General features: G+C 64.7%; 17 protein-coding genes. 13 read left to right on the top strand and 4 right to left on the bottom strand.

Features of this window, described 5'->3' with window-relative positions; all coding sequences use genetic code 11:
* The 4 genes from livG to VQ067_RS20675 form a co-directional block, all read right to left on the bottom strand.
* On the bottom strand, positions 1–768 hold the full coding sequence (gene livG, locus VQ067_RS20690) for a high-affinity branched-chain amino acid ABC transporter ATP-binding protein LivG (RefSeq protein ID WP_003082125.1): 768 nt from the start codon (positions 766–768) through the stop codon (positions 1–3).
* Positions 765–2,018, bottom strand: coding sequence for a high-affinity branched-chain amino acid ABC transporter permease LivM (locus VQ067_RS20685; RefSeq protein ID WP_003082131.1), 1,254 nt, complete (start codon positions 2,016–2,018; stop codon positions 765–767). Before VQ067_RS20685 ends, livG begins: the two co-directional genes overlap by 4 nt.
* A complete protein-coding gene (gene livH / locus VQ067_RS20680) occupies positions 2,015–2,938 on the bottom strand; it encodes a high-affinity branched-chain amino acid ABC transporter permease LivH (RefSeq protein ID WP_003086391.1) in 924 nt (307 codons plus the stop codon). The genes VQ067_RS20685 and livH overlap by 4 nt, the downstream gene beginning before the upstream one ends.
* 259 nt (positions 2,939–3,197) lie before the next feature.
* On the bottom strand, positions 3,198–4,319 hold the full coding sequence (locus VQ067_RS20675) for a branched-chain amino acid ABC transporter substrate-binding protein (protein ID WP_003086396.1): 1,122 nt from the start codon (positions 4,317–4,319) through the stop codon (positions 3,198–3,200).
* 298 nt (positions 4,320–4,617) lie between these two features.
* Here VQ067_RS20675 and VQ067_RS20670 point away from each other — a divergent pair, with 298 nt between their 5' ends.
* From VQ067_RS20670 to flgL, 13 genes are all read left to right on the top strand, one after another.
* Positions 4,618–4,935 carry a DUF2288 domain-containing protein gene (locus tag VQ067_RS20670; protein ID WP_003086400.1) on the top strand — a complete coding sequence of 106 codons (318 nt, stop codon included), beginning with the start codon at positions 4,618–4,620 and terminating at the stop codon, positions 4,933–4,935.
* Positions 4,936–5,001: 66 nt separating this feature from the next.
* The gene (locus VQ067_RS20665) at positions 5,002–5,364 is read left to right on the top strand and encodes a DUF5064 family protein (protein ID WP_003082140.1); all 363 of its coding nucleotides are present in this window, start codon (positions 5,002–5,004) and stop codon (positions 5,362–5,364) included.
* 252 nt (positions 5,365–5,616) lie between these two features.
* Positions 5,617–6,024 (top strand): flagellar basal body rod protein FlgB, encoded by a 408-nt coding sequence (flgB, locus tag VQ067_RS20660; protein WP_003082144.1) that lies wholly within the window; start codon positions 5,617–5,619, stop codon positions 6,022–6,024.
* A gap of 5 nt (positions 6,025–6,029) precedes the next feature.
* The gene (gene flgC / locus VQ067_RS20655) at positions 6,030–6,470 is read left to right on the top strand and encodes a flagellar basal body rod protein FlgC (protein ID WP_003082150.1); all 441 of its coding nucleotides are present in this window, start codon (positions 6,030–6,032) and stop codon (positions 6,468–6,470) included.
* 12 nt (positions 6,471–6,482) lie between these two features.
* Entirely contained in the window at positions 6,483–7,196 is a 714-nt protein-coding gene (gene flgD, locus VQ067_RS20650; RefSeq protein ID WP_003082153.1) for a flagellar hook assembly protein FlgD, read from the top strand.
* A gap of 27 nt (positions 7,197–7,223) precedes the next feature.
* Positions 7,224–8,612, top strand: coding sequence for a flagellar hook protein FlgE (flgE, locus tag VQ067_RS20645; RefSeq protein WP_003086405.1), 1,389 nt, complete (start codon positions 7,224–7,226; stop codon positions 8,610–8,612).
* 217 nt (positions 8,613–8,829) lie between these two features.
* Complete coding sequence (gene flgF / locus VQ067_RS20640) at positions 8,830–9,579, top strand: flagellar basal-body rod protein FlgF (RefSeq protein ID WP_003082159.1); 750 nt, start codon at positions 8,830–8,832, stop codon at positions 9,577–9,579.
* Positions 9,580–9,625: 46 nt separating this feature from the next.
* Complete coding sequence (gene flgG / locus VQ067_RS20635; protein ID WP_003082164.1) at positions 9,626–10,411, top strand: flagellar basal-body rod protein FlgG; 786 nt, start codon at positions 9,626–9,628, stop codon at positions 10,409–10,411.
* Positions 10,412–10,456: 45 nt separating this feature from the next.
* Complete coding sequence (flgH, locus tag VQ067_RS20630; protein ID WP_003082166.1) at positions 10,457–11,152, top strand: flagellar basal body L-ring protein FlgH; 696 nt, start codon at positions 10,457–10,459, stop codon at positions 11,150–11,152.
* 11 nt (positions 11,153–11,163) lie between these two features.
* On the top strand, positions 11,164–12,273 hold the full coding sequence (locus VQ067_RS20625) for a flagellar basal body P-ring protein FlgI (protein WP_003082169.1): 1,110 nt from the start codon (positions 11,164–11,166) through the stop codon (positions 12,271–12,273).
* A 10-nt stretch (positions 12,274–12,283) separates the two neighbouring features.
* The gene (flgJ, locus tag VQ067_RS20620) at positions 12,284–13,486 is read left to right on the top strand and encodes a flagellar assembly peptidoglycan hydrolase FlgJ (RefSeq protein ID WP_340080888.1); all 1,203 of its coding nucleotides are present in this window, start codon (positions 12,284–12,286) and stop codon (positions 13,484–13,486) included.
* A gap of 18 nt (positions 13,487–13,504) precedes the next feature.
* Positions 13,505–15,553 carry a flagellar hook-associated protein FlgK gene (gene flgK / locus VQ067_RS20615; protein WP_003086411.1) on the top strand — a complete coding sequence of 683 codons (2,049 nt, stop codon included), beginning with the start codon at positions 13,505–13,507 and terminating at the stop codon, positions 15,551–15,553.
* A gap of 38 nt (positions 15,554–15,591) precedes the next feature.
* Entirely contained in the window at positions 15,592–16,893 is a 1,302-nt protein-coding gene (gene flgL, locus VQ067_RS20610; protein WP_003086414.1) for a flagellar hook-associated protein FlgL, read from the top strand.
* The last annotated feature ends 134 nt before the right edge of the window (positions 16,894–17,027 follow it).

Genomic DNA, 17,027 nt, shown 5'->3' with positions numbered 1-17,027 from the left:
TCACGCTTCCCCCAGATAAGCCTTGATCACGTCCGGGTTGTCGCGGATCTGCTCCGGCGTCCCGTCGGCCAGGGGGGCGCCCTGGTTGATCACCACGATATGGTCGGAAATGCTCATCACCAGCTTCATGTCGTGCTCGATCAGCAATACCGTCACGTTGTGCTCGCTGCGCAGCTTGGCGATCAGCGCCTTGAGGTCGTCGGTCTCCTTCGGGTTGAGGCCGGCGGCCGGCTCGTCGAGCATGAGGATCCGCGGGCGGGTCATCATGCAGCGGGCGATCTCCAGGCGTCGCTGCTGGCCGTAGGCGAGGGTGCCGGCGCTGCGGTTGGCGAACTCGGTAAGGTTGACTTCCTCCAGCCAGTGCGCGGCGTACTCCATGGCCTCGCGCTCGCTGCGGCGGAATGCCGGGGTCTTGAACAGGCCGGCGAGGAAGTTGGTGTTGAGGTGGCGGTGCTGGGCGACCAGCAGGTTCTCCACCGCGGTCATTTCCTTGAACAGGCGGACGTTCTGGAAGGTCCGCACCACGCCCTTGCGAGCGATCTTGTGGCCGGGCAGGCCCTGGATCTCCTCGCCGTCGAGGCGGATCAGGCCGCCGGTGGGCTGGTAGAAGCCGGTCAGGCAGTTGAACACGGTGGTCTTGCCGGCGCCGTTCGGGCCGATCATCGAGACCACCTGCTTTTCCTCGACCTTCAGGTTGACGCCGTTGACGGCCAGCAGGCCGCCGAAGCGCATGGTCAGGCCGCTCACTTCGAGAATCGGTCGGCTCATGGCTTCAGCTCCAGGTGCGGGCGTTGCATCGGCAGCAGTCCCTGGGGACGCCAGATCATCATCACGATCATGGTCAGGCCGAAGATCAGCATGCGGTATTCGTTGAACCCGCGCATTTCCTGGAGCAGCACCATCACCACCGCGGCGAGGATCACGCCGAGCTGCGAACCCATGCCGCCGAGCACGACGATCGCAAGGATCATCGCCGACTCGATGAAGGTGAAGGACTCAGGCGTCACCAGGCCCTGGCGGGCGGCGAAGAAGCTGCCGGCGAAACCGGCGAAGCTGGCGCCGATGGTGAAGGCGGAGAGCTTGACGATGGTCGGGTTGAGACCGAGAGCGCGGCAGGCCACTTCGTCCTCGCGCAGCGCTTCCCAGGCGCGACCGATCGGCATGCGCATCAGCCGGTTGATCACGAACAGGGCCAGCAGCACCAGCAGCAGGGCCACCACGTAGAGCAGGATGACCTTGTAGTTGGTGTTGTAGGCGATGCCGAAGAACTCGTGGAAGGTCTGCATGCCTTCCGGCGCGCGGCGTTCGAAGGTCAGGCCGAACAGGGTCGGCTTGGGGATCGAGCCGATGCCGTTGGGGCCGCCGGTGATCTCGGTCATGTTGCGCAGCAGGATGCGGATGATCTCGCCGAAGCCGAGGGTCACGATCGCCAGGTAGTCGCCGCGCAGGCGCAGCACCGGGAAACCGAGGAGGAAACCGAACAGCGCGGCCATCATCCCGGCGATCGGCAGGGCGGTCCAGAAGCCGAACCCGGCGTACTCGGCGAGCAGCGCGTAGGTGTAGGCACCCACCGCGTAGAAGCCGACGTAGCCGAGGTCGAGCAGGCCGGCCAGGCCGACCACGATGTTCAGGCCGATGCCGAGCATCACGTAGATCAGGATCAGGGTGGCGATGTCCACCGCCCCGCGCGAGGCGAAGAACGGCCAGACGAAAGCCACCACGACCAGGGCGAGTACCGCCCAGCGCTGGGTCGACGGCAGGCTGAGGAAGTTCTTCAGGCCGCTGCCGTTGACCTTGTAGCCGACGCCGCGACCCAGCTTGAGCGGGATGCGGTCGCGGAACAGCTGCCAGACGAACATGGCCAGGGCGGCCGCGGCGATGGTCCAGAGGGTCTGCGCATCGGCGCCGAGGACCTCGAGCTTGATGCCGACGGTGCGCAGCTTCAGGCCGAGGATCGGATAGGACACCAGGATCACGAGGAGGGCGCTGAACAGCGCGCGCTTGAGGGACTGGCTCATACTTTTTCCACCTCCGGACGACCGAGGATGCCGGTAGGTCGGAACAGCAGCACCAGGATCAGCAGGCCGAAGGCCACCACGTCCTTGTACTGGTCGCCGAACACGTCGGCGCCGAAGGCTTCGGCGACGCCCAGCAGCAGGCCGCCGAGCATGGCGCCGGGGATGCTGCCGATGCCGCCGAGCACCGCGGCGGTGAACGCCTTGATCCCGGCGAGGAAGCCGATTCCGGGGTTGATCACGCCGTACTGCATGCCCAGCAGCACCGCGGCGACGGCGGCCAGGGCGGCGCCGATGACGAAGGTGAGGGCGATGATGTTGTTGCTGTTGATACCCAGCAGGTTGGTCATCTTCAGGTCCTCGGCGCAGGCGCGGCAGGCGCGGCCCAGGCGGGAGCGGGAGATGAACAGGGTGAGGCCGAACATCACCAGGAAGGTGACGACGAAGATCAGGATCTGCATATAGGAGATCACCACGCCGTTCATGCTGCTTTCGCCGAACACGAAGTTGCCGGGCAGCAGGGTCGGGATGGCCTTTTCCTTGGAGTCCTGCGAGAGCATCACGGCGTTCTGCAGGAAGATCGACATGCCGATCGCGGAGATCAGCGGGATCAGGCGGTTGCCGCCGCGCAACGGGCGGTAGGCGACCCGCTCGATGCTGTAGCCGAAGGCACTGGTGACGATGATGCTGGCGGCGAACGCGGCGAGCATCATCAGCGGAACGCTGTCCAGCCCCATCATCGCCAGCAGGGTGATGGCGATGAAGGCGATGTACGAGCCGATCATGTACACCTCGCCGTGGGCGAAGTTGATCATGCCGATGATGCCGTAGACCATGGTGTAGCCGATCGCGATCAGCGCATAGGTGCTGCCGACGGTCAGGCCGTTAACCAATTGTTGTAGGTAATGATAAATCTCGGGCATGGGACTCTCTCGCTAAACGCCCGCCGTTGTACGGCAGGTAGACGTTCGGCTCGCGGGTGTGGGGCCGGAACGCTGCTGAGACCCGTCACGATCCGGCGCGCGGCGGGCCGGCGGGAGGCAGGGAAAGCCGCGCTCCCGTCCACCAGGAGTGAACGCTGCCGGTCTTCGCCTGCCCTTGCCGGGCCGCCGCTCGCGGAATCATGCGGGTACTAAAACAAAGCCCACGGTGGGTGACGTGGGCTCCGTACTGCAACGATGCTTACTTGACCTCGGTCCGGGTGGCGTCCTTGTGCCACTCGTAGACGGTGAAGTCGAAGTTCTTCAGGTCGCCCTTCTCATCGAACCCGAGGTTCCCGGTGGGAGTCTCGAAGGTGTTGGCGCGCAGGGCCGCGGCGACCTTCTCCGGATCGGCCTCGCCGGCTTTCTCGATGCCCTTGGCGATCACGGTGACCGCGGAGTAGGCGGGCAGGACGAAGATACCGCTCGGATCCTGGTTCTTCGCCTTGAAGGCGTCGATCAGGGCCTTGTTCTTCGGATCCTGCTCGAAGGCGCGCGGCAGGGTCGCCAGCATGCCTTCCGAGGCGTCGCCGGCGATCGCGGTGATTTCGCTGTTGCCGACCCCTTCCGGGCCCATGAAGCGCGCGTCCAGCCCGGCCTGCTTGGCCTGGCGCAGCAGCAGGCCCATTTCCGGGTGGTAGCCGCCGAAGTAGACGAACTGCACGCCGGCTTTCTTCAGCTTGCTGATCAGCGCGTTGAAGTCCTTGTCGCCGGCGTTCAGGCCTTCGAAGACGGCAACCTTGATGCCGGCGTCTTCCACGGTCTTCTTCACCTCGGTGGCGATGCCTTCGCCGTACTGCTGCTTGTCGTGCAGTACCGCGATGGTCTTGTCCTTGTAGCGTTCGGCGATGAACTTGCCGGCCACCGGGCCCTGCATGTTGTCCAGGCCGATGGTGCGGAAGATCAGCTTGTAGCCGCGCGAGGTGATTTCCGGGGCGGTGGCCGACGGGGTGATCATCAGCACGCCTTCGTCTTCGTAGATGTCGGTGGCGGGTTGGGTGGAGCTGGAGCAGACATGGCCGACCACGAACTTGACGCCGTCGTTGACCACCTTGTTGGCGACCGCCACGGCCTGCTTGGGATCGCAGGCGTCGTCGTAGATCACGCCTTCGAGTTGCGCGCCGTTCACGCCACCTGCCTTGTTGATCTGTTCGATTGCCATCAGCGCACCGGCGCGCTGCATGTCGCCGTACTGGGCTACCGGACCGGTGACCGGGCCAGCCAGGGCGATCTTGATGGTGTCGGCGGCCATGGAGTAGCTGGCGAACCCGGCAATGGCCATCGCGGCGAACAGGCGGGATAGACGCTGAGTACCCTTCTTCATAGTGCTCCACTCTTCTTGTGTGTTGTCATTGTTGTAGTCTCGCGGCCGCGGGGGCCGGAGGAGACCGGGTGATCGTCATGGACGGACCCCGGGAACTGTACCGGTACAGTGTAGAGCGGCGCTTCGTCGCTTGAAAAGCACGGCACGGCGAGCTCCCGTGAGTCGTGTCGCCTGGTTGACATAAACGTATAGAAAAACGGCGCGGACCTGCATCACCTCCCTGGGCCCGGTTTCCCTTCGGCTGTCGTGGGCTACCGGCGGGCGTTATCATGGCGCCCATGCAATCCAGGTAGATCCCATGACAGAACAAACTAGCACCCTCTATGCCAAGCTGCTCGGCGAGACCGCGGTCATTTCCTGGGCCGAGCTGCAACCGTTCTTCGCCCGTGGCGCCTTGCTCCAGGTCGATGCCGCGCTGGACCTGGTGGAAGTCGCCGAGGCCCTGGCCGGGGATGACCGCGAGAAGGTCGCCGCCTGGCTTTCCGGCGGCGGCCTGAGCAAGGTCGGGGAGGATGCGGCCAAGGACTTCCTCGAACGCGACCCGACCCTCTGGGCGGTGGTGGTGGCGCCCTGGGTGGTCATTCAGGAACGCGCGGAAAAAGCGACGTTGCACTGATCCAGGGCGGTTTTCTTTCGCTCGACCCTGGCTAGACTGATTCCGATTCCCACCAGGAGATTCGTCATGTTCGAACCAGGCCACCTCCATCTGGTCAGCCTGCCCGGCCTCGACCAGCAGGACATCAATATCCATATCCGCTACGAGGTGCGGCAGAACGCCGAATCCGGCGCCTATGTGCACTTCGACATGGACGGCGAGATCGACGGCAAGCCGTTCAGCGACTCCTTCGAGCTGCCGCGCGATACCGCCTTCAACTTCGCCAGCGATGCCACGCGGGTCGCCCAGAAGCACGGCCTGCACCCGAAGTTCGGCGCGATCACCCGGGTGCACAAGGAATACGATGCGATGTTCGAGGATATTCGCGCCAAGCTGCATGCCCATCCCGGCGAACCGGTGGATCTCGAGCGGATCATTCGCCACGAGTGAGCCGTGTCCCCGGCGGCCGGAAGCATGGGAAAGGCCCGATATCGACGATATCGGGCCTTTTTTCGTTTGCCGGAGAAGCCGTTCTAGGGGCTTGCCACCCTTGCCGGCAAGCGGAAACGGCTTGCCGCTTGCCGCTTCCGGGTTGCCCTTAAATAAATTCAAGTTATTGAATATAAAGGTTTTTAATAATTTGGCACGGGCCTTGCTGAAGTGTTGGCGACGAAAGCCACACCGGCAAACAGGTTCGCAGCCATGAGCATCAGTTTCGACAGAGCACTCGGTATCCACCAGCAGGCCCTCAGCTTCCGCGCCCAGCGCGCCGAAGTGCTGGCCAACAACCTGGCCAACGCCGATACCCCGAACTACAAGGCTCGCGACCTGGACTTCGCCGCGGTTCTCGCCGAGCAGAAGGACAAGGCCGCCAAGGGTACCTTCGCCACCCGCACCACCAACGAGCGGCATATCGCCGCCGAAGGTTTCGGCATGGGCGAGGGCAGCCTGCAGTACCGCATCCCGGTCCAGCCGTCGATCGACCAGAACACTGTCGACGCCCAGATCGAGCAGGCCAACTACGCCGAGAACGCCATGCACTTCCAGGCGTCCTTCACCTTCCTCAACAGCAAATTCAAAGGGCTGGTCAGCGCCCTGCGTGGAGAGTAACCGCCATGTCCCTCGCCAGTGTCTTCAACATTGCCGGTAGCGGCATGAGCGCCCAGAGCACCCGCCTGAACACCGTGGCCAGCAACATCGCCAACGCCGAGACGGTTTCCTCCAGCGTCGACAAGACCTACCGCGCCCGCCATCCGGTGTTCTCCACCATGTTCCAGCAGGCCCAGGGCGACAGCGGCTCGCTGTTCGCCGACCAGGACAGCTCCGGCGCCGGCGTGCAGGTGCTGGGCATCGTCGAGGACCAGAGTTCGCTGATGCCGCGCTACGAGCCGAACCATCCGGCCGCGGATGCCAACGGCTACGTGTATTACCCCAATGTGAACGTGGTCGAGGAAATGGCCGACATGATTTCCGCCAGCCGTGCCTTCCAGACCAACGCGGAAATGATGAATACCGCCAAACAGATGATGCAGAAGGTCCTGACCCTGGGTCAGTGAGCGGAGTAGAGCATGAGCATCGATAACGTCAGCGGCACCAGCAGCAACACCGGCAACGTCAACGGCAGCAAGCGCGCCGCCGGCAGCGGCGCCACCGAGACCGGGCAGAGCGTCAAGGGCAGCAGCAACCTTGGCAAGGACGAATTCCTCAAGCTGCTGGTGGCCCAGTTGAAGAACCAGGACCCGATGTCGCCGCAGCAGAACGGCGAGTTCATCGCCCAACTGGCCCAGTTCAGCACCGTGGAAGGCGTGCAGTCGCTGAACAAGAGCATGGAGAGCATTCTCTCCAACTACCAGTCGTCGCAGGCCCTGCAAGCCTCGTCGCTGGTGGGGCGGAAGGTCATCGTGGCGACCGACAAGTCGGTGGTGGACACCAAGGACACCTTCAAGGCGTCCCTCAACCTGCCGGTCTCCAGCAGCAACGTATGGGTCAACGTCTACGACGACAAGGGCACCGTGGTCAATCGCATCAACCTCGGCCAGCAGGCTGCCGGCAGCGTCAGCTTCATGTGGGACGGCAAGGACAGCAGCGGCAACATCATGCCGCCGGGCACCTACAAGTTCGAGGCGCAGACCTCGATCGACGGCAAGACCTACGGGCTCCAGACCTACCTGCCGGCCAACGTCGACAGCGTCACCCTGGGGCAGAACGGCGGCGAGCTGATGCTCAACCTCGCAGGCCTGGGCAGCATCGCGCTGTCCAAAGTACAGATCATCGGCCAGTAAGCCGGCGTTTCCGGCAAGGAGCTATCCATGAGTTTCAACATCGGCCTGAGCGGCATCCAGGCGGCCTCCAGCGGCCTGAACGTCACCGGCAACAACATCGCCAACGCCGGCACCGTAGGCTTCAAGCAATCCCGCGCGGAGTTCGCCGACGTCTACGCCGCCTCGGTGCTGGGTTCGGGCAGCAACCCGCAGGGCAGCGGCGTGCTGCTCTCGGACGTCTCGCAGATGTTCAAGCAGGGCAACATCGACTCGACCAACAGCGTGCTGGACCTGGCCATCAACGGCAACGGGTTCTTCGTCACCAGCAACAACGGGGCGATCAGCTACACCCGCGCCGGCTACTTCAATACCGACAAGCAGGATTTCATCGTCGACAACAACGGCTACCGCCTGCAGGGCTATGCCGTCGGGCCGAACGGCCAGTTGCAGAACGGCGTGGTCACCGACCTCAAGGTCGAGCGCGCCAATCAGGCGCCGCAGGCCACCTCGAGCATCCAGCAGTCGTACAACCTCAACTCGACGCTGAAGCCGCCGACCGTGACGCCGTTCGATCCGTCCGACGCCGCTACCTACAACTCGTCCTCTTCGCTGGGCATCTATGACAGCCAGGGCAACTCCCACACCATGAGCCAGTTCTTCATCAAGAACGAGCCGGATCCGAATGCGACCCCGCCGATTCCGGAGAACAGCTGGACCATGAAAGTGCTGATCGACGGGGTCAATCCGCTCGACCCGTCGAACAAGACGCCGATGAGCTTCAACGTCACCTTCGACGCCAGCGGCCAGATGACCTCGGTACGGGCTCCGGACGGCAGCACCAGCGGGCCGGGCTTCAGCATCGACGCGACCACCAACGTGATCCAGTTCAGCCCGGCCACCGGCAATCCGCCGACTCCCGGCACCGGCTGGATTCCGGCGGCCTCGGACGGCAAGACCCCGCCGACCTACGCCTGGAATGGCGCGACCGGTGCCGCCAGCGGCATCTCCTTCGACATGCGCAAGACCACCCAGTACTCCACCGCGTTCGCCCAGAGCAACCCGATCCAGGACGGCTACACCACCGGTCAGCTGGCAGGCCTGGAAATCGACGACACCGGGGTGATCTTCGCCCGCTACACCAACGGCCAGTCCAAGGTGCAGGGCCAGGTGGTGCTGGCCAACTTCGCCAACATCCAGGGCCTGACGCCGATCGGCAAGACCTCCTGGGTGCAGTCCGCGGAGTCCGGCGAGCCGGCGGTCGGCGCGCCGCGCTCGGGCACCCTGGGGGCGCTGCAATCCGGCGCGCTGGAAGCGTCCAACGTGGACATCTCCAACGAACTGGTGAACCTCATCGTCCACCAGCGCAACTACCAGGCCAATGCCAAGACCATCCAGACCGAGGATGCGGTGACCCAGACCATCATCAACCTGCGCTGATGACGGCGAGCCGGTGCCGTCCGGGCGCCGGCAAGGCCCTTGCCGCCAGCGGCAACCCCTGGCCAGGGGTTGCCCCCGAAGCCTCCGAAAGGAGGCTTTCTTTTTTGTAAAATCCATATAAATCAATAACTTAATTTGTTTTTCGAATTCTGGCACGGCGCTTGCTGGATAACCTGCAAGAAAGCCCGGCGGATTGTGCCGGTGCCTGGAGGATTCGATGGACAAGATGCTGTACGTCTCCATGAGCGGGGCCAGCCAGAACACCCTGGCGATGCGCGCTCATGCCAACAACCTGGCGAACATCTCGACCAGCGGCTTTCGTCGCGACTTCGAGCAGGCGCGTTCGATGCAGGTGTTCGGCGACAGCTTCCCGGCGCGGGTATTCGCCATGAGCGAGCGGCCCGGTACCGATTTCAGCCATGGCAGCCTCCAGGAAACCGGCAACGAGCTGGACATCGCCATCGACGGCGACGGCTTCGTCGCGGTCCAGGCGCCGGATGGCAGCGAGGCCTACGTGCGTACCGCCGGCATGCATATCGACGCCCTCGGCATGCTGCGCACCGGCGACGGCTTGCCGGTGCTCGGCAACGGTGGGCCGATCGCCGTGCCGCCGGAGGAAAAGGTGGAGATCGGCCAGGACGGCACCATCAGCATCCGCGCCCTTGGCGAGAACCCCAACGTGGTCGCCGTGGTGGACCGGATCAAGCTGGTCAACCCGAACCTGAAGCAGATGGAGAAGGGTACCGACGGCCTGCTGCACTACAAGCCGCAGCCGGGCGAGCAGGCGCCGCTGGCCGACGCCAACGTGAAGGTGGTCTCCGGTTTCCTGGAAAGCAGCAACGTGAACGCGGTGGAAGAGATGACCGCGATCCTCTCGCTGTCCCGTCAATTCGAGCTGCACGTGAAGATGATGCGCACCGCCGAGGACGATTCGGCGGCCATGGCGCGGGTTTTGCAAATCAGCTAATCACTTGAGCGTGGTGCCATAAAACCGGCACCCGAGGAGCACGACGATGTTATCGGCACTGTGGGTCAGCAAGACCGGTCTGTCCGCCCAGGACATGAACCTGACCACCATTTCCAACAACCTGGCCAACGTATCCACCACCGGCTTCAAGCGCGACCGCGCGGAGTTCCAGGACCTGCTGTACCAGATCCGGCGCCAGCCGGGCGGCCAGTCGACCCAGGACAGCGAGCTGCCTTCGGGCCTGCAACTGGGTACCGGTGTGCGCGTCGTCGGCACCCAGAAGATCTTCACCCCGGGCAGCCTGCAGACCACCGAGCAGCCGCTGGACATGGCGGTCAACGGGCGCGGCTTCTTCCAGGTCCTGCTGCCGGACGGGACCGTGTCCTACACCCGCGACGGCAGCTTCCACCTGAACTCCGACGGGCAGATCGTCACCTCCAACGGCTTCGCCCTGGAGCCGGCGATCGTGGTGCCCAACGAGACCCAGACCTTCACCGTCGGCCAGGACGGCACCGTCTCGGTGACCACCACCGGCAACGCCCAGCCGCAGGTGATCGGCAACATCCAGACCGCCGACTTCATCAACCCGGCCGGCCTGCAGGCCATCGGCAACAACCTGTTCCTGGAAACCGGCTCCAGCGGCGCGCCGCAGGTCGGTACGCCGGGTCTCAACGGCCTCGGCACGGTTGCCCAGAACACCCTGGAAAACTCCAACGTCAACGTGGTCGAGGAACTGGTGAACATGATCACCACCCAGCGCGCCTACGAGATGAACTCCAAGGTCATCTCCACCGCCGACCAGATGTTGTCCTTCGTCACCCAGAATCTTTGACGGGCCCTGACCGGGCCCTGGCTGTACGCCGCGAGGTAGCTTGATATGAACCGGCTGATGATCGTCTCCCTGCTTGGCATCGCCACCGCCCTGGGCGGTTGCGTCAATCCACCGCCGAAGCCGAACGATCCGTACTACGCGCCGGTGCTGCCGCGCACCCCGCTGCCCGCCGCGCAGAACAACGGCGCGATCTACCAGGCCGGTTTCGAGCAGAACCTCTACGACGACCGCAAGGCCTTCCGCGTGGGCGACATCATTACCATCACCCTCAACGAGAAGACCCAGGCGAGCAAGAAAGCCAACTCCGATATCCAGAAGGACAGCAAGACCAAGATGGGGCTGACCTCGCTGTTCGGCAGCGGCATGACCACCAACAACCCGATCGGCGGCGGCGACCTCAGCCTCAGCGCCGAATACGGCGGCTCGCGCGACGCCAAGGGCGACAGCCAGGCGGGGCAGAGCAACAGCCTGACCGGCTCGATCACCGTGACCGTGGCCGAGGTGCTGCCCAACGGCATCCTCTCCGTGCGCGGCGAGAAGTGGATGACCCTGAACACCGGCAACGAGCTGGTGCGCATCGCCGGCCTGGTCCGTGCCGACGATATCGCCACCGACAACACCGTGTCCTCGACCCGCGTGGCCGACGCCCGGATCACCTATTCCGGCACCGGCGCTTTCGCCGATGCCAGTCAGCCGGGCTGGCTGGACCGCTTCTTCCTCAGCCCGCTGTGGCCGTTCTGAGGACGCTCGCGATGACCAAGTTCAAGCACCTGCTGGCCCTCGCCGCGCTGCTCCTGGCCGCCGGCGCGGCCCAGGCCGAGCGGTTGAAGGATATCGCCAGCATCCAGGGCGTGCGGACCAACCAGTTGATCGGCTATGGCCTGGTGGTCGGCCTGAGCGGCAGTGGCGACCAGACCACGCAGACGCCGTTCACCCTGCAGACCTTCAACAACATGCTGGCGCAGTTCGGCATCAAGGTGCCGGCCAACGTCGGCAACGTGCAGTTGAAGAACGTCGCCGCGGTATCGGTGCATGCCGACCTGCCGCCGTTCGCCAAGCCGGGCCAGCCGATCGACGTCACCGTGTCGTCCATCGGCAACGCCAAGAGCCTGCGCGGCGGCAGCCTGCTGATGACTCCGCTGAAAGGTATCGACGGCCAGGTCTACGCGGTCGCCCAGGGCAACCTGGTGGTCGGCGGCTTCGACGCCGAAGGCCGCGACGGCTCGAAGATCACCGTCAACGTACCGTCCGCCGGACGTATCCCGGCCGGCGCCACCGTCGAGCGCGCGGTGCCGAGCGGCTTCGACCAGGGCAACAGCCTGACGCTGAACCTCAACCGCCCGGACTTCACCACTGCCAAGCGCATCGTCGACCGCATCAACGAACTGCTCGGTCCGGGCGTCGCCCATGCGGTGGACGGCGGCTCGGTGCGGGTCAGCGCGCCGCTCGACCCGAACCAGCGAGTCGACTACCTGTCGATCCTGGAGAACCTCGACGTGCAGCCGGGCGAGGCGGTGGCCAAGGTCATCATCAATTCGCGCACCGGCACCATCGTCATCGGCCAGAACGTCAAGGTATCGCCGGCCGCCGTCACCCACGGCAGCCTGACCGTGAGCATCACCGAAGACCCGATCGTCAGCCAGCCCGGTGCCTTCTCCAACGGCCAGACCGCGGTGGTGCCGCGCTCGCGGGTGAACGCCGAGGAGGAGACCAAGCCGATGTTCAAGTTCGGTCCCGGCACCACCCTGGACGATATCGTCCGCGCGGTGAACCAGGTCGGCGCCGCGCCGAGCGACCTGATGGCGATCCTCGAAGCCCTGAAGCAGGCCGGCGCGTTGCAGGCCGACCTGATCGTGATCTGAGGACGACGCCATGGATTCCCGTTTGCTCAGCGGTATCGGCGTAGGCCACGACAGCGGCTCCTATACCGATCTCAACCGCCTCAACCAGCTCAAGGTCGGCAAGGACCGCGACGGCGAGGCGAACATCCGCAAGGTCGCCCAGGAATTCGAATCGCTGTTCCTCAACGAGATGCTCAAGTCCATGCGTTCGGCCAACGAAGCGCTGGGCGACGGCAATTTCATGAACAGCCAGACCACCAAGCAGTACCAGGACATGTACGACCAGCAACTGTCGGTGAGCCTGTCGAAGAATGCCGGCGGCATCGGCCTGGCCGACGTGCTGGTGCGCCAGTTGTCGAAGATGAAGCAAGGCTCCAGGGGCAACGGCGAGAACCCGTTCGCCCGGGTCGCCGAGAACGGCGCCGGTCGCTGGCCGAGCAACCCCAGCGCGCAGGCCGGCAAGGCCCTGCCGATGCCGGAAGCCGGCCGCGACGACTCGAAGCTGCTCAACCAGCGGCGCCTGGCGCTGCCGGGCAAGCTGGCCGAGCGCATGCTCGCCGGCATCGTTCCCTCCGCCTCGCCGGCCGCCAGCCAGATGCAGAGCCTGGGCCAGGACAGCTACCTGCCGGCGCAGAGCTACCCGGCGGCGAGCCGCCGCGGTTTCTCCACCGATGGCGTCGACAGCCAGGGCAGCCGGCGCATCGCCCAGCCGCCGCTGGCCAGGGGCAAGTCGATGTTCGCCTCCGCCGACGAATTCATCGCCACCATGCTGCCGATGGCCCAGAAGGCCGCCGAGCGGATCGGCGTCGATGCCCGCTACCTGGTGGCCCAGGCCGCGCTGGAGACCGGCTGGGGTAAATCGATCATCCGCCAGCAGGATGGCGGCAGCAGCCACAACCTGTTCGGCATCAAGACCGGCAGCCGCTGGGATGGTGCCTCGGCGCGCGCCCTCACCACCGAATACGAAGGCGGCAAGGCGGTCAAGGAGGTCGCGGCGTTCCGCTCCTACTCGTCGTTCGAGCAGAGCTTCCACGACTACGTCAGCTTCCTCCAGGGCAACGACCGCTACCAGAACGCCCTGGACAGCGCCGCCAACCCCGAGCGCTTCATGCAGGAACTGCAGCGCGCCGGCTACGCCACCGATCCGCAGTACGCCCGCAAGGTGGCGCAGATCGCCAGACAGATGCAGACCTACCAGGCCGTCGCCGCCGCCGGCACGCCGCCTCTGGGTTGAGCAAGGAGGAACTGACCCATGTCCGACCTACTCTCGATAGGCCTGTCCGGCCTCGGCACCAGCCAGACCTGGCTGACCATCACCGGGCACAACATCACCAACGTCAAGACGCCGGGCTACAGCCGCCAGGATGCCATCCAGCAGACCCAGGTCCCGCAGTTCAGCGGTGCCGGCTACATGGGCTCGGGCAGCCAGATCGTCGACGTGCGCCGCCTGGCCAGTGACTTCCTCACCGGCCAGTTGCGCAACGCCACCAGCCAGAACAGCGAGTTGAGCGCATTCCGTAGCCAGATCGAGCAGCTCGACGGCCTGTTGTCCAACACCACCACCGGCGTCAGCCCGGCCATGCAGCGCTTCTTCGCCGCACTGCAGGCCGCCGCCAACAATCCCTCCTCGACCGAAGCGCGCGAGGCAGTGCTTGCCCAGGCCGAGGGGCTGGGCAAGACCTTCAATACCCTCTATGACCAGTTGGACAAGCAGAACAGCCTGATCAACCAGCAACTGGGCGCGCTGGCTTCGCAGGTCAACCATCTGTCACAGAGCGTGGCCAGCTACAACGATGCCATCGCCAAGGCCAAGTCGGCGGGCGCGGTGCCCAACGACCTGATGGATGCGCGCGACGAAGCCGTGCGCAAGCTGTCCGAGATGATCGGGGTGACCGCGGTCACCCAGGACGACAACAGCGTCAGCCTGTTCATCGGTAGCGGCCAGCCGCTGGTGGTGGGCAATACCGTGTCGACCCTGAGCGTGGTGCCCGGGCTGGATGACCCGACCCGCTACCAGGTGCAACTGAGCAACGGCAACTCCATACAGAACGTCACCGGCCTGGTGTCCGGCGGCGAGATGGGTGGCTTGCTGGCCTACCGCAACAGCGCCCTGGACAGCAGCTACAACAAGCTCGGGCAGTTGGCGATCACCCTCGCCGATACCATCAACAAGCAGTTGGGGCAGGGCCTCGACCTGGCCGGCAAGGCCGGCGCCAACCTGTTCGGCGACATCAACGATCCGGACATCACCGCGCTGCGGGTCCTGGCGAAGAACGGCAACACCGGCAATGTCCACGCCAACCTGAACATCACCGATACCAGCAAGCTGAATTCCAGCGATTTCCGCCTGGACTTCGACGGCACCAATTTCACCGCGCGGCGCCTGGGCGACGACGCAAGCATGCAGGTCACGGTCAGCGGTACCGGTCCCTACACCCTCTCGTTCAAGGATGCCAACGGCATCGACCAGGGCTTCAACCTGACCCTCGACCAGCTCCCGGCTGCCGGCGACCGCTTCACCCTGCAGCCGACCCGGCGTGGCGCGGCGGATATCGAGGCGACGCTGAAGAATGCCTCGCAACTGGCGTTCGCCGGTACCGCGCGTACCGAATCGACCACCGAAAACCGCGGCACCGGCAAGATCGGCGCGCCGACCCTCACCAGCGGTCCGTCGCCGGTGGACCCGGCGGTGCTACAGGGCGCGTTCGGGCCCAACGGGATCAGCCTGGGCGCGACGCTCAGCGCCGACGGCAAGACCTATACCCTGTCCTCGCCGTTGCCGGCCGGCTGGAGCTACGTCGACAAGGACGGTAACGCCCTGACCGGCAGCCCGACGCTGACCAGCGGCAATACCAATACCGTGCGCATGGCGTTCACCGACCCGAGCGGGCAGAAATACAGCTACGAATTCGAGCTCAGCGGCGTACCGCAGAACTCCGACAGCTTCAAGCTGGGCTTCAACGACAAGGGCATTTCCGACAACCGCAACGCTCTCAACCTGCTGGCCCTGCAGACCAAGCCGACCGTCGGCGGCACCGACAACACCGGTTCCACCTACAACGAGGCCTATGGTGGCCTGGTCGAGCGGGTCGGCACCCTGACCGCCCAGGTGCGTGCCAGCAGCGAGGCCAGCGCCACGGTGCTGAAGCAGGCCCAGGACAGCCGCGATTCGTTGTCCGGGGTGAGCCTCGACGAAGAGGCGGCCAACCTGATCCAGTTCCAGCAGTACTACGGTGCCTCGGCCCAGGTGATTCAAGTTGCCCGCACTTTGTTCGATACCCTGATTGGAGCGTTCCGTTGAGTTCTCTCGACGGGGCCTAAGCCAGCGAGACCGCCACCATGCGCATTTCCACCATCCAGGCCTTCAACAACTCGGTCAACGGGATTTCCCGCAACTACGCGGACCTGAACCGTACCTTCGAGCAGATCAGCACCGGCAAGCGCATCCTGACCCCGGCGGACGACCCGGTCGGTTCGGTACGCCTGTTGCGCCTGGACCAGGAACAGGGGTTGAACGAGCAGTACAAGACCGGCATGACCGAGGCGAAGAACAGCCTGAGCCAGGAGGAAACCATCCTCCGTTCGGTCGGCAACGTCCTCCAGCGCATCCGCGAGATCGCCGGCCAGGCCGGCGACGGCGCACTGGACTCCAATGACAAGAAGTCGCTGGCCAGCGAGTTGCGCCAGCGCGAGGACGAGTTGCTGAACCTGCTCAACAGCCGCGACGCGAGTGGCAAATACCTGTTTTCCGGGTCCCAGGGCTCGGTGCAGCCGTTCGTGCGCAACGAGGACGGCACCTACAGCTACATGGGCGACGAGAGCCAGCGCGAGGTGCAGATCGCCAGCAGCACGCGGATTCCGGTCAGCGACAGCGGCAAGGTGCTGTTCGAGGACATCGTCAATGCCGCTCGTCTCGATACCAAGGCGGCGGCTGGCAATACCGGCGACGGTCGCATCTCGGTCGGCCTGGTCGAGGACGAGCTGGCCTTCGACAGCCAGTTCCCGGCGAGCAACCCGCCTGCGGCAACCGACGGCTTCAACATCCACTTCGTCAGCGACAAGGAGTATGTGGTCTACGATCCGAAGAGCCTGCCTCCGGGCTATGACTGGACCACCTACGATCCGAATTCGCCGCCGGCCTGGCAATTGTCCAAGGGCGCCATCGACGACGACCCGAAGACCATCGACAAGGTGCTCTACGCCGGTGTCAGCGTGACGATCGACGGCACGCCGAAGGCGGGCGACGAGTTCAACGTCAACTACAAGCCGGGCAGCGAGAAGCGCAGCCTGCTGAACGTGGTGTCGGACCTGCGCAAGGCCCTGGAAAGCTCCACCGACAACCAGGCCGGCAACGACGCCATCCGCGATGCGACGGCGGTGGCCCTGACCAACCTCTCCGCCGTGGCTGCCGCCGTGGATGGTGGCCAGGGCAAGATCGGCGCGCGCCTGAATACCGTGGAAAGCACCGAGACCTTCATCGACGATGTGAAGCTGGTGAATGCGTCGGTGATGTCGCAGATCCAGGACCTGGACTACGCCGAGGCGTTGTCGCGGCTGTCGTTGCAGTCCACCATCATGGATGCCGCGCAGCAGAGCTACGTGAAGATCCAGGGGTTGAGCCTGTTCAACTACCTGAAGTGACAGTCCCTCTGTGGAACAGGGCCCATGACTCCGTCATGGGCCTTTTCGTTCGCAGGGACTGTACCTGTGTCGCTGGAGGGTATGTTCCGCAAGGTCTACGGAAACACGGGAGAATTTGTCAGAAGTTTGACTGC

The sequence above is a fragment of the Pseudomonas sp. KBN12P06040 genome (assembly GCF_037574965.1).
Lineage (GTDB): Bacteria > Pseudomonadota > Gammaproteobacteria > Pseudomonadales > Pseudomonadaceae > Pseudomonas > Pseudomonas aeruginosa.
Note: the sequence above shows the minus strand (reverse complement) of the source record. Positions and strands in the feature narration are given on the sequence as shown.